We start from the raw sequence: 12208 nt of genomic DNA, 5'->3' as shown, positions 1-12208 counted from the left end.
GATCACCCCGCGTTCTTGGCGCGCTCTTCCTTCGACCGCGCCACACTCGCGCGCAGCGCTTCCATGAGGTCGATGACCTCGCCGCCTTCTGCCGCCTTCTCGGCTTCCCCGAAGGTCTCGGCCACGTCGAACGTGTCGCCCGCCTCGATCTTCGCGTCGATGAGGGTGCGCAGTTCCTTCTGGTACTCGTCGACGAACGCCTCGGGGTCGAAGTCCGCCGAGTAGCTGTCGACGAGGGAGGCCGAGAGCTCCAACTCCTTCTTCGAGATCCGCACGTCCTCGTCCAGCGCCGGGAAAGCGGCTTCGCGCACCTCGTCTGCCCACAGGAGCGTCTGCAGCACGAGCACCTTCCCTCGCACCCGGAGCGCGGCGAGGCGGGTCTTCTGCCGCAGGGTGAAGCGCACGATCGCCGTGCGGTCGGTCTGCTCGAGGGTCTTCCTCAGCAGCACGTAGGCCTTCGGCGACTTCGAATCGGGTTCGAGGTAGTACGGCTTGTCGAGTGTGAGCAGATCGACCTGGTCGGACGGCACGAACTCGACCACGTCGATCTCCCGGCTCTTCTCCGCCGGAAGCGCCGCGAGGTCGTCTTTCGTCAGCACGACGGTCTGGCCCTCATCGACGTAGGCGCGATCGATGTCCGCGTAGGCCACGGTCTCGCCGCACACCTCGCAGGTGCGCTGATAGCGGATGCGTCCGCCGTCCTTCTCGTGCACCTGATGCAGCGGCACGTCGTGGTCCTCGGTCGCGGAGTACACCTTGACCGGGACGTTCACGAGCCCGAACGTCAGTGCGCCCTTCCAGATCGTCCTCATCACACCAGTAGACACCAGCCGCAGCGGTCACGACCAGCCCCTTGACCACCGACGCCTCGACCACGCGGACCCTTGACTACGCTGGCCCCATGGTCACAGAAGGGCAGATCGTGCAGGTCGACGGCCGACGCCTGCGTGTGACCAACCTCGACAAGGTCGTGTACCCCGCGACCGGCACCACCAAGGGCGAGATCATCGCCTACTACACGGCCATCGCTCCGCTCCTGCTCCCCCTCCTCGACGGCCGCCCCGTCACCCGCAAACGCTGGGTGGAGGGCGTCGGGAGCGCGAAGGCCCCGGCTGACGCGTTCTTCACGAAGCAGATCGAGCCGGGCGCGCCGTCGTGGATCCCCCGACAGGCCATCCAGCACTCGGACGGCCCCAAGGAGTATCCCCTCGTCCAGGACGTTCCGACCCTCGTCTGGCTCGCGCAGGTCGCCGCCATCGAACTGCATGTGCCGCAGTGGTGCTTCTCCCCCGAGGGCCTTCCCGGCAAGCCCGATCGGCTCGTGCTCGACCTCGACCCCGGGGAGGGGGTGGGGCTGGAGCAGTGTGCCGAGGTCGCCCGCATCGCCCGCGTCATCCTGTCCGACATGGGGCTCGACCCCCTGCCGGTCACCAGCGGCAGCAAGGGCATCCACCTGTACGCATCACTGCCCGGCGAGCAGACGAGCGACGAGGTCTCGACCGTCGTCAGAGAGCTCGCGCGGATGATCGAGAACGACCACCCCGACCTTGCCACCAGCGTCATGGCGAAGGCGGTCCGTGGCGGCAAGGTGTTCCTCGACTGGAGCCAGAACAACGGCAAGAAGACCACGATCTCGCCCTACTCGCTCCGCGGCCGTGCGCAGCCCTGGGTGGCTGCTCCTCGCACCTGGGACGAACTCGACGACTCGGGCCTCGCCCAGCTCGACCTCGATCAGGTGCTCGCCCGCGCGGCCGCCGGCGTCGACCCCCTCGCGACGCTCCACCCGCCCGAGACCGCTCCGCTCCCGCAACCGGCGAAGGCCCGACGCTCCCACCGGTATCCCCAGAGCTCTCCCGCGCCCGCCTCCCCGCCGATCCCGGCATCGGTGGCGCCGATGCTCGCCGAGAGCGGCTCCCCCGGGGTCGCCCGCGCTCTGAGCGACCCCTCGTGGGTCGAGGTCAAGTGGGACGGCATCCGCGCGATGGGCACCTGGGCGAACGGGCGGATGCTGCTGCACGCACGCAGCGGAATCGACATCACCGCCCGCTACCCCGAGCTCACAGCCGACGGAGCGCCCTTCCTGCCGGTCGCAGACGCGATCGTCGACGGTGAGATCGTCGCCTTCGACCCCCACGGCCGCCCGAGCTTCTCCCTCCTCCAGAATCGGATGCACCTCACCCGCCCGCGAGAGATCGAGCGCGAGGTGGTGCGCACCCCCATCGTCTACATGCTGTTCGACCTGCTGCGTCTCGACGGACACGACCTCACCGGCATGCCTCTGCGGGAGCGTCGCACACTGCTCGAGGATGTGATCGCCGACCTCGACGCCCCCGTGCAGATCCCTCCCGTGTTCGACGACGTCGACGCGGCACTCGCCGCAAGCAGGGAGTTCGGGCTCGAGGGCGTCGTCGTCAAGGATCCGATGTCGCGGTACCGCCCGGGGCAGCGCTCCCCCTCCTGGCTGAAGCTCAAGCACACCAGGATGCAGGAGGCGGTAATCGTCGGGATCCGCCCCGGCAAGGGCGACCGGGAGAGCACGCTCGGGTCTCTCCTGCTCGCCGTGCCCGACCCGAACCGAGGTGGGGGCGGCCTGCGCTACGTCGGACGCGTGGGTACCGGATTCACCGACCGCATCCTGCGCGATCTGCTCACACGGCTCGAACCGCTGCGGGTGGACGCTGCACCGCTCGACGGAGTACCCGCCCCGGATGCCTCTGACGCCCTCTGGGTGCGGGCGGAAGTCGTCGGCGAGGTCGAGTTCGCGAACTGGACTCCGGACGGCGTGCTCCGTCATGCCCGCTGGCGAGGTCTGCGCCCGGACAAGAGCCCGGACGAGATCTCCGTCGAGGCCTGAGGCTCGATCGAGCAGATCAGGCGTGGTGCGGCTCGCAGTCCGACTGTTCGGCCGGCTCGATCTGGAAGGTGGAATGCTCCACGTCGAAGTGATCGGCGAGGCACGCCTGCATCTCGGTGAGCAGTTGGGCTGAACGGCCGTCGGCGAACAGCGCCGGCTCGATGCTGACGTGGGCCGTGAACACGGGTGCTCCGCGTGTGAGCTGCCAGACGTGCACATCATGCACACCGACGACGCCCTCGTATCCGAGAAGGTGGGTACGGATCTCGCTCACCGCCGTGCCCTTCGGCGCGGACTCGGCGAGAACCGAGAACACCTCCCGCAGCAGGGCGATGGCCCGAGGGATGATCATCGCCGCGATGAACAGCGACGCGATGGCATCGGCCGGCATCCATCCGGTGACGAGGATGACCACCGCTGCCACGATGACCGCCACAGAACCGATCAGATCGCCCATCACCTCGAGGTAGGCACCGCGCACGTTGATGCTGGTGCGCTGCGCGCGACTCAGCAGCCACATCGACACGGCATTCGCGAGCATTCCCACCACCGCGACGATCAGCATGAGGCCGCCGGCGACCTCGACCTCTCCCGGATCGATGAGTCGCCCGATGCCCTCGATCGCGACCCAGGTCGCGAGGGCGATCAGGATGACGGCATTGATCAGCGCACCGAACACCTCGGCGCGCTGATATCCGAAGGTGCGCCTGTCATCCGCCGGGCGCGCGGCGACAGTCGCGGCGATGAGAGCGATCACGAGGCCGGAGGCGTCCGTGAACATGTGTGCCGCATCGGCGAGCAGCGCGAGAGAACCGGAGAGCAGCGCGCCGACGATCTGGACGAGCATCACCGTCGCGGTGAGGGACAGCGAGATCGCGAGCAGGCGTCTGCTGCTCGCGGAGCGGATGCCGCCGGGGGCGGGTGCGTGATCGTGCATGCCCCCAGGCTAGACCGGGACGACGGCCCGGAAGGCCTGTTCCGGCTAGTCGGGAAGGGTAACGATTCTCAGCTTCAGCAGCGGTTTCTCGCGACCGAGAGCCGAGCGCGCTCAGAGCGCGGCGAGCAGCGGAACCAGTTCGGCGAAGGCGCGGGCGCGGTGGGACTGCGCCTGCTTCTCCTCGGAGGTGAACTCGCCCACCGACCGCTCCTCCCCCGCGGGCTGACCGTCCGGGACGAAGATCGGGTCGTACCCGAAGCCGCCCGCTCCCGTTGCCGCGTGGGCCAGGCGCCCCGGCCAGCGTCCCTCCACGACCTGCTCACGGCCGTCCGGCAGCACGAGGGCGATCGTCGAGGTGAAGTGCGCGGTCCGGTGCGGGTCGGCGATGTCACGCAGCTGGTCGAGCAGCAGCTCGAGGTTCGCCGCGGCGTCCTTCTTCTGACCGGCCCAATAGGCCGAGAACACCCCGGGAGAGCCGCCGAGAACGTCGACGCAGATGCCGGAGTCGTCGGCGAGAGCCGCGAGTCCGGTGTGAGCGGCGGCCGCCCGTGCCTTGATCAGCGCGTTCTCGGCGAACGTCACGCCGTCTTCGACCGGCTCGGGACCGTCGTAGCCGACGACCTCGAGATCGGGACGGGCCTGCGCCACGATCTGCTGGAGCTCCGCGACCTTGTGCGGATTGTGCGTCGCGAGCACGATCCGCATGGTCACTCCCCTGCCAGTGTGGCGAGCTGCGCGCCCTTCAGGTCGGCGCATCCGGCCAGACCGAGCTCGAGCAGCGCGTCGAGCTCCCGCTTGTCGAACGGAGCGCCCTCGGCCGTTCCCTGGACCTCGACGAAGAGTCCGCGGCCGGTGACGACGATGTTCATGTCGGTCTCCGCGCGTACATCCTCGACATATGCCAGATCGAGCATGGGCTCGCCATCGATGATCCCCACGGACACGGCGGCGACCGAATCGAGCAGCGGCGTGGAGTTCTTGCCGATGAACTTCTTCTCCCGGCCCCACTCGATGGCATCGGCGAGCGCCACGTACGCACCGGTGATGGCCGCCGTGCGCGTGCCACCGTCAGCCTGCAGCACGTCGCAGTCGATCACGATCGTGTTCTCGCCGAGCGCCTTCGTATCGACGACGGCACGCAGGGCGCGACCGATCAGGCGCGAGATCTCATGGGTGCGACCGCCGATGCGGCCCTTGACGCTCTCCCGGTCGTTCCGGCTGTTCGTAGCCCGCGGGAGCATGGAGTACTCGGCCGTGACCCATCCCTTGCCCTTACCGGTCAACCAGCGCGGAACGCCGTTGGTGAAGGAGGCGGTGCACAGCACCTTGGTGCCGCCGAAGCTGATCAGTGCGGATCCCTCGGCGTGCGCACTCCAGCCCCGCTCGATGGTGATCTCACGCAGCTGATCGGTGGAGCGGCCGTCGACGCGGACGATTTCGGACATGTGCTTCTCTCAGGTCGGGGTGGCGGATCGAGTCGGAGCGACTCGATCCGGATTACTCGAAAGCGTTCTCGGGAAGAGTGATCACGCCGGTCTGGACGAGCTGCACGTCGCGGACCTCACGGCCCATCAGACGGTTGGCCAGAGCGGTGAAGTCGTCGGTCGACGCTCCGGTGGCCTCGTAGACGTAGCTCGCGGTGGCATCCGGCGAGGCGAGCAGGTCTCCGCGGACGAGCTGGCGATAGACGTCGCCGGCGGTCTCGTCGTCGCTGGAGACGAGCGTGACGCCCTCTCCCATGACGTAGCTGATGGCGCCGCGAAGGAACGGATAGTGCGTGCAGCCGAGCACGAGCGTGTCGACGTCAGCATCGCGAAGAGGGGCGAGATACTCCTCAGCCACGGCGAGCACCTCCGGAGTCCCGGTGATCCCGGCCTCGACGAACTCGACGAAGCGCGGGCAGGCGGCGGTGAAGACCTGCAGCCTCTCGTTGACCTCGAGCATGTCCTGGTAGGCGCGTGAGCCGATGGTGCCGACCGTGCCGATCACGCCGACGCGCCCGTTGCGGGTCGTGGAGACCGCGCGGCGCACCGCGGGACCGATCACCTCGACGACCGGGATGTCGTAGCGTTCACGAGCATCGCGGAGCATGGCGGCCGAGGCGGTGTTGCACGCGATCACCAGCATCTTCACACCCTGCTCGACGAGGGTGTCGAGCACCTCGAGAGAGTAGCGGCGCACGTCGGCGATGGGCTTGGGGCCGTACGGCGAGTGCGCGGTGTCGCCGATGTAGACGAACGACTCACGGGGCAGCTGGGCGCGGATGGCCCGCGCCACCGTGAGCCCGCCGACACCGGAGTCGAAGATCCCGATCGGCGCGTCGTTCATGACTCCCCAGCCTACCTGCGCGGGAGCTGCCGCGCGCATCAGCACGCTCACTAAACTGAGCGCATGACCACGTCGACGGCGCTGCTCACCGACCGCTATGAGCTGACGATGCTCGCCGCCTCCCTCCGGGACGGGACGGCATTCCGCCCCAGCGTCTTCGAGCTGTTCTCCCGGCGTCTGTCCGGGGGCCGACGCTTCGGTGTCGTCGCCGGCACCGGCCGCCTGCTCGGTCTCCTGCGCGACTTCCGCTTCGGTGACGACGAGCTGCGGTTCCTCAGAGACCAGAACGTCGTCGATGCGTCGTCGATCGCTCACCTCGAGGACTACCGGTTCTCGGGAACGATCCGCGGCTATCGCGAGGGTGAGCTGTACTTCCCCGGCTCCCCCATCCTCACCGTCGAGGGCACGTTCGCCGATGCCGTCGTACTCGAGACGCTCGCCCTGAGCGTGCTCAATCACGATTCCGCCGTCGCGACCGCTGCCTCTCGCATGAGCATCGCCGCCGGTGAGCGTCCGCTGGCAGAGATGGGATCACGACGCGCAGCCGAGCGCTCGGCCGTCGCCGCCGCCCGGGCTGCCTACATCGCCGGCTTCGGCGCCACGAGCAACCTCGAGGCCGGGCGAAGCTGGGGCATCCCCACCATGGGCACGGCCGCCCACTCCTGGACGCTGCTGCACGACTCCGAAGAGGAGGCGTTCCGGTCGCAGGTCGAGAGCATGGGCATCGGAACGACGCTGCTCGTGGACACGTACGACATCCGCACGGGCGTCGAGACCGCCATCCGGGTCGCCGGCACGGAGCTCGGCGGCGTGCGGATCGACTCCGGCGACCTCCCCATCGTCGCCGGAGACGTTCGCGCGCAGCTCGACGAGCTCGGGGCGACGTCCACTCGCATCACGGTGACCAGCGACCTCGACGAGTATGCGATCGCCGCCCTGGCCGCATCGCCGGTCGACGCCTACGGTGTCGGAACGTCGGTGGTCACCGGATCCGGATATCCGACCGCGAGCATGGTCTACAAGCTCGTGGCACGACAGGATGCCACCGGATCCTGGATCGGTGTCGCGAAGGCATCGGCGGACAAGGCGTCGCACGGTGGTCGCAAGGCCGCCTTCCGGACCCTGGTGGACGGCGTCGCCACCGCCGAGACGGTCGTCGTCTCCGATGGTTTCGAAGAGCTCGGCACCGCGGCGGAGCATCCCGACGGCCGCCCGCTGCAGGTGACCTTCGTCGAGGCTGGTGACATCGACTCGAGCTACGAAGGCGTCGAGGGCACGGCAGCCGCGCGGGCGCACCATCTGCGCGTGCGCGAAGAACTCCCGGTGCGCGCTCTCGCGCTCAGCAAGTCCGACCCGGCGATTCCCACCGTGTACGTCGAAGCAGACTGAGGTCAGCCCATCATCGACTCGTAGATCTCCTTGCACGTGGGGCAGATGGGGAACTTCTCCGGGTCGCGGCCCGGGGTCCACTTCTTGCCGCACAGTGCCCGCACCGGCTTACCGGTGATCGCGGACTCGAGGATCTTGTCCTTCTTCACGTAATGCGAGAAGCGCTCATGGTCGCCCGGTTCGAGATTCTCCTCACGGAGGAGCTCTTCCAGTTCGCGATCAAGCGTTGCCACGCCGCCCTGATCGGGGCTGTCCAGCGGAGTACTCATCCCGTGAGTCTAGCGGCGTCGAATGCCTCGTGGGCGGTCGTCACGCCGTCTCGACGAACTCCATCAGGCGCTCCCCGCTGCGCTCGAAGATGCGACCGCCGATGACCGCCCCCGCGGCCAACACCGCGAGGCCGCCGAGGAGCCCGACCCAGAAGGTCGCCGGGGCGTATGCGGAGCCCTCGAGCATCGTGGCCGCGAACAACCAGATGGTGGGGGCGCTCAGCACGATCGCTCCGAGGAACGCCGCTGCGGGACCGTATGTGCCTCGGGACGTCGGCCGTTGCGGCTGCTGGAACGGGCTGTCACCGGGTCGCGAGACCGCGTACGGGGCGACGACCGAGACGATGCTCGAGATACCCAGAGCGCAGAAGAGCAGGCTCGCGGCCACGCCGCCCATCGGCAGCAGCAGGCTCCAGTTGCCGACGAGGAGGAGCGACAGGGGAACCGCGATCGCGAGCACCGGAATCGCGACGAGAAGGACCGGCACCAGGCGTCCGAGACGGTCGGGAAGACCCCGGACGCCACTGGCCACGTGGGTCCACAGCGCCGTCGAGTCGTAGGCGACGTCGTTGTGCGGCAACCAGCCGAAGAACAGCGCCATCACGGGCACGGGCACGAGCGCTGCGACCTCCAACGGGACACCGGCGACGATGAGCGGAAGCACGGTGAGGACACCGGCCACCGGCACCACGATGATGTTCATGATGTAGCGACGGTCGCGAAGCCAGTAGACGAGGCTTCGAGCCGCGATCGCACCGAAGGCGTTCGACGGCAGTAGACCGAACCAGCCGAGGCCCGTGCGCTCCCTCAGCGTGACCGGACGCTCCGTCGTCGTGAGCAGACGCCGCACGAGCCAGGCCCATGCGATCCCGAGCAGAACGACCGTGAGGACCGCGATGACGCCGCTGACCCACGCCGAGGCGGTCGCCCCGGCTGCGGAGTCGAAGAGGAACGCGGGCGCCGCGGCGAACGGGCTGAAGCCGAAGATGCTCGAGAGCGTCGCGAGCGACGGCGGCACGAGGCCGTCCCAGCGGAGCGATCCGAAGAACACCGCGACGGGGAACGCGATCACGATCAGCGCGAGCGCGAACAGCGCCGTGAGCTCTCGGGATCGGCGCTCCGGAAGAAGCAGAGCGTTGAGCGCCATACCGATCCTCGAGACCAGCATCGTCGTGATGACACCGATGATCGTCATCAGCACCGCCAGCGGCCAGGGAGTCCCTGCTCCGATCGCCACGATGCAGACGCTGATGTAGACCGCGAGAAGCGCCAGGCTGGGCACGCTGATGAAGGCGGCAAGCGTGAGCACCCAGGGCATCTGCCGCTCATCGACACCGAAGACCGCGAACCGTCGGGGGTCGAGCTGGTCGACGGCACCGACGAGGATCGGGCCGACGAGGAAGCCGATGAGGAGGGCGGCCCCGCCGAGCACGGTGACTGCGCGTGCCACCGGTACCGGGGCTGCCGCGAGGCTGAACACGGCGATGCACACCACGGCGGTGACGGCGATGACCGCCGCGAGCGAGATGAGCGTCCGGATCCGACGATCGCCGCGCACAGAGCCCAGCAGCAGCGCGAGCCTCAGTCGGAGAACGTGTGCAGCCACTCGAGCCCCTCCACCTCTCCGCTGGAACCGGCGAGCTCGACGAAGCGCGCCTCGAGAGTCTGACCCGCGCGGACCTCGTCGATCGTGCCTTCGGCGAGAACCTCTCCGCCGACGATGATCGCGACGCGTGAGCAGACACGCTCGACCAGATCCATGCCGTGGCTCGACAGGATCACGGTGCCGCCGTGCGAGACGTAGGCGCGGAGGATGTCCAGGATGACCGCCGAGGAGACAGGATCCACCGACTCGAACGGCTCATCGAGCACGAGCACGCGCGGCGAGTGGATCATGGCCCCGGCGAGCATGATCTTCTTCGTCATGCCGGCCGAGTAGTCGGAGACGACGCGGCTGAGGGCATCGCCGAGATCGAAGGCTCGCGCGAGGTCGGCGGCGCGCTTCTCGATCACATCCGCCGCGAGGCCGCGCAGCAACCCGTAGTAGTAGAGCAGCTGACGACCGGTGAGACGGTCGAAGGTGCGCAGCCGATCAGGCAGCACGCCCATCAGCCGCTTCGCCGCCAGCGGCTGCTTCGCCTGATCGATGCCGCAGATGACGACGCTGCCCGCGTCGGCGCGCAGAAGCCCGGCGACGATCGAGAGTGTGGTGGTCTTACCCGCGCCGTTGGGACCGACGACCCCGTAGAACGAGCCGGCCGGCACGGTCAGGTCGATGCCGTCGACGGCTCTGTTGTCACCGAACTGCTTGACGAGACCGCGAATGCTGATCGCCTCGCCGGCGGAGCCGGCATCGTGGGGATCCACGACCCCGGAAGCCGCATCGTCGGACTCCGCCACCGCCGCAGCGATCTCGACGGAACCATCGGGTTCGACTGCGGCAGCAGCCTCCGCAGGCCCGGCATCGACAGGATCGGCCTCGACGGGTTCGGCCTCGACGGGTTCCGAGGCGACCGTCGCTTCCGCGACGGCCGCGGTCTCGACGACGGCGGGCTCGACGACGGCGGGCTCGACGGCCGCGGTATCGACGACGGTGACCTGCTCGATCGCCGCAGGAGTGGAATCGGCCGTCGGGGTGAGTTCCACTGCGGGAGCCGTCTCGACGGTCACCGACTCGATGACGGGAGTCGCTTCCGGCGCCGCCGTGACGGTGTCTGCCGCGGCCTTCGCCGCCGCATCGGCAGCCTTCTTCGCCGCGGCCTTCTTCGCAGCCGCCGCCTTCGCGGCCGTGGTCTTGGCCGCCGTGGTCTTCGCTGCGGCCGATCGCGCAGTGGACTTGGACGCCGCTGCCTTGGTCGCCGCCGTCCTCGCCGCTGCCGTCTTCGCGGCCGTGGTCTTCGCCGCGGTGGTCTTCGCCGCGGTGGTCTTCGCTGCCGCCGTCTTCGCCGCGGTGGTCTTCGCTGCCGCCGTCTTCGATGCCGCCGTCTTCGCCGCAGTCGTCTTCGCCGCGGTGGTCTTCGCGGCGGCCGTGTTCTTCGCGGCGGCCGAGCGTGCGGCTGTCGTGCTGCGGGGGGAGCTCGTGGTCGACGACGGCTCACTCGTCTGGCCGGGCATCGCCTTCACGAGCGGTTCCACCACCACTTCCGCTGTCGGCGCCGCCTTCTCCGCAGCAGCCTTCGTGACTCCGGTCTTCGCCGCGGATGCCTTTGCCGCAGCGGGCTTCCTCGCGGCGGAGGCCGTGGTCGTACGAGTGGTCGCCGGGCGCTTCGCGGCCGGCCTCTTCGCCGCCGGCTTCTTCACAGCGGGCGCGGACGAGGTCTCATCGGCGGCCGCTGCCGCGGTGGGGGTCTGCTTCTTGGCCGGCGCGCGCTTCGCCGACGTCTTCTCTTGCGCGATCTCGGTTTGGTCCACCTGGGCGGTGCGGTCGTCAGGGGAGGCAGTCACCGTCCTACGGTATCAACGGGTGGCTGTACGCCAAGGCCGCCGCGCAATAAACTGCCCTCGGATCGCGCAGATCCGCCGAGATCTCGAGGCGATCGGAACCCTGTGCATCCGGTGTGTAGTCGATCACGAAATGACAACGGGGGCCTCCTCACCCCGAGGTTCCCAGGCGGAATCGATACCATGACAACGGCACGACGAAGTGTCTGGTCGGTTAATCGACCGTGAACACAACTTCCTTTAGGAGCACTCGTGACTCTTCAGACCGTCATCCTCGCCGCCGGAATGGGCTCGCGCCTCGGCCGCGCGCTGCCGAAGCCGCTCACCGAACTGAGCGACGGCCGCACGATCATGGGCCAGCAGCACGACAACATCCGCGCCGCTTTCGGTTCCGATGCCCGCATCACCACCGTGGTCGGCTACCGCGCAGAGACCATCATCGACGCGTTCCCCCAGGTGAACTACGTCCACAACGAACGCTACGACGAGACCAACACCTCGAAGAGCCTGCTGCGGGCCCTCGGTGCGACCGGTCGCAGCGGAGTGCTGTGGATGAACGGAGACGTCGTCTTCGACCCGATGATCCTCGGCCGCGCGCTCGAGTACATCGAGCGCGACCAGTCCTTCGTGACGGTGAACACCTCCAAGGTCAGCGATGAAGAGGTGAAGTACACGGTCACGGCCGAGGGCTTCATCAACGAGCTGTCCAAGACCGTCAAGGGCGGTCTCGGCGAGGCCGTCGGCATCAACTACATCTCGTCCGCACACAAGAAGGCGTTCATGCGTCAGCTGCAGCGCGTCGAGGACCAGGACTACTTCGAGCGCGGTCTCGAGCTCGCGATCGCCGAAGACGGCCTGCTGCTCGAGCCGATGGATGTCTCCGACCTGTACGCGGTCGAGGTCGATTTCGCCGAAGACCTGGAGCGGGCGAACCTCTTCGTCTGATCGCCGGTCACGAAAGCCCGGTCCCTCCGAGGGACCGGGCTTTCG

11 protein-coding genes are annotated in these 12208 nt (G+C 68.4%); 3 read left to right on the top strand and 8 right to left on the bottom strand.

What is annotated here, in order from left to right:
• Positions 1–2: 2 nt before the first annotated feature.
• Positions 3–812: a non-homologous end joining protein Ku gene (gene ku / locus ASC55_RS16920; RefSeq protein ID WP_028503543.1), complete on the bottom strand. Its 810-nt coding sequence runs from the start codon at positions 810–812 to the stop codon at positions 3–5.
• Positions 813–901: 89 nt separating this feature from the next.
• Between ku and ligD the strand changes: the two genes are divergently transcribed.
• Complete coding sequence (gene ligD, locus ASC55_RS16915; RefSeq protein WP_055877752.1) at positions 902–2854, top strand: non-homologous end-joining DNA ligase; 1953 nt, start codon at positions 902–904, stop codon at positions 2852–2854.
• 16 nt (positions 2855–2870) lie between these two features.
• On the opposite strand, the gene ASC55_RS16910 is transcribed toward ligD, so the two are convergent.
• From ASC55_RS16910 to murI, 4 genes are all read right to left on the bottom strand, one after another.
• The gene (locus ASC55_RS16910; RefSeq protein ID WP_055877749.1) at positions 2871–3791 is read right to left on the bottom strand and encodes a cation diffusion facilitator family transporter; all 921 of its coding nucleotides are present in this window, start codon (positions 3789–3791) and stop codon (positions 2871–2873) included.
• 111 nt (positions 3792–3902) lie between these two features.
• Complete coding sequence (rdgB, locus tag ASC55_RS16905; RefSeq protein ID WP_055877747.1) at positions 3903–4496, bottom strand: RdgB/HAM1 family non-canonical purine NTP pyrophosphatase; 594 nt, start codon at positions 4494–4496, stop codon at positions 3903–3905.
• Between the two features lie 2 nt (positions 4497–4498).
• On the bottom strand, positions 4499–5236 hold the full coding sequence (rph, locus tag ASC55_RS16900) for a ribonuclease PH (RefSeq protein ID WP_055877744.1): 738 nt from the start codon (positions 5234–5236) through the stop codon (positions 4499–4501).
• A gap of 52 nt (positions 5237–5288) precedes the next feature.
• Positions 5289–6119 (bottom strand): glutamate racemase, encoded by an 831-nt coding sequence (gene murI, locus ASC55_RS16895; protein WP_055870948.1) that lies wholly within the window; start codon positions 6117–6119, stop codon positions 5289–5291.
• Between the two features lie 63 nt (positions 6120–6182).
• Between murI and ASC55_RS16890 the strand changes: the two genes are divergently transcribed.
• A complete protein-coding gene (locus tag ASC55_RS16890) occupies positions 6183–7508 on the top strand; it encodes a nicotinate phosphoribosyltransferase (RefSeq protein ID WP_055877741.1) in 1326 nt (441 codons plus the stop codon).
• Between the two features lie 2 nt (positions 7509–7510).
• Here the strand turns inward: ASC55_RS16890 and ASC55_RS16885 are convergent, their stop codons facing one another.
• Genes ASC55_RS16885 through ASC55_RS17830 form a run of 3 tightly spaced genes read right to left on the bottom strand, consistent with a single transcriptional unit; the run spans position 7511 to position 11221 of the window.
• Positions 7511–7777 (bottom strand): DUF3039 domain-containing protein, encoded by a 267-nt coding sequence (locus ASC55_RS16885; protein ID WP_017828506.1) that lies wholly within the window; start codon positions 7775–7777, stop codon positions 7511–7513.
• A 40-nt stretch (positions 7778–7817) separates the two neighbouring features.
• Positions 7818–9383, bottom strand: coding sequence for a hypothetical protein (locus tag ASC55_RS16880; RefSeq protein WP_055877739.1), 1566 nt, complete (start codon positions 9381–9383; stop codon positions 7818–7820).
• Positions 9359–11221: an ATP-binding cassette domain-containing protein gene (locus ASC55_RS17830; protein ID WP_327038874.1), complete on the bottom strand. Its 1863-nt coding sequence runs from the start codon at positions 11219–11221 to the stop codon at positions 9359–9361. The genes ASC55_RS16880 and ASC55_RS17830 overlap by 25 nt, the downstream gene beginning before the upstream one ends.
• Positions 11222–11470: 249 nt before the next feature.
• Here ASC55_RS17830 and ASC55_RS16870 point away from each other — a divergent pair, with 249 nt between their 5' ends.
• A complete protein-coding gene (locus ASC55_RS16870; RefSeq protein ID WP_055870939.1) occupies positions 11471–12163 on the top strand; it encodes a phosphocholine cytidylyltransferase family protein in 693 nt (230 codons plus the stop codon).
• Positions 12164–12208 lie beyond the last annotated feature (45 nt).

Origin of the sequence: Microbacterium sp. Root322 (assembly GCF_001425645.1) — a bacterium.
Lineage (GTDB): Bacteria > Actinomycetota > Actinomycetes > Actinomycetales > Microbacteriaceae > Microbacterium > Microbacterium maritypicum.
Note: the sequence above shows the minus strand (reverse complement) of the source record. Positions and strands in the feature narration are given on the sequence as shown.

Excerpts from the sequence above, each read along its gene's own strand:
- ku (WP_028503543.1), bottom strand. The coding sequence starts at position 812 with ATGAGGACGATCTGGAAGGGCGCACTGACGTTCGGGCTCGTGAACGTC.
- ligD (WP_055877752.1), top strand. The coding sequence starts at position 902 with ATGGTCACAGAAGGGCAGATCGTGCAGGTCGACGGCCGACGCCTGCGT.
- ASC55_RS16910 (WP_055877749.1), bottom strand. The coding sequence starts at position 3,791 with ATGCACGATCACGCACCCGCCCCCGGCGGCATCCGCTCCGCGAGCAGC.
- rdgB (WP_055877747.1), bottom strand. The coding sequence starts at position 4,496 with ATGCGGATCGTGCTCGCGACGCACAATCCGCACAAGGTCGCGGAGCTC.
- rph (WP_055877744.1), bottom strand. The coding sequence starts at position 5,236 with ATGTCCGAAATCGTCCGCGTCGACGGCCGCTCCACCGATCAGCTGCGT.
- murI (WP_055870948.1), bottom strand. The coding sequence starts at position 6,119 with ATGAACGACGCGCCGATCGGGATCTTCGACTCCGGTGTCGGCGGGCTC.
- ASC55_RS16890 (WP_055877741.1), top strand. The coding sequence starts at position 6,183 with ATGACCACGTCGACGGCGCTGCTCACCGACCGCTATGAGCTGACGATG.
- ASC55_RS16885 (WP_017828506.1), bottom strand. The coding sequence starts at position 7,777 with ATGAGTACTCCGCTGGACAGCCCCGATCAGGGCGGCGTGGCAACGCTT.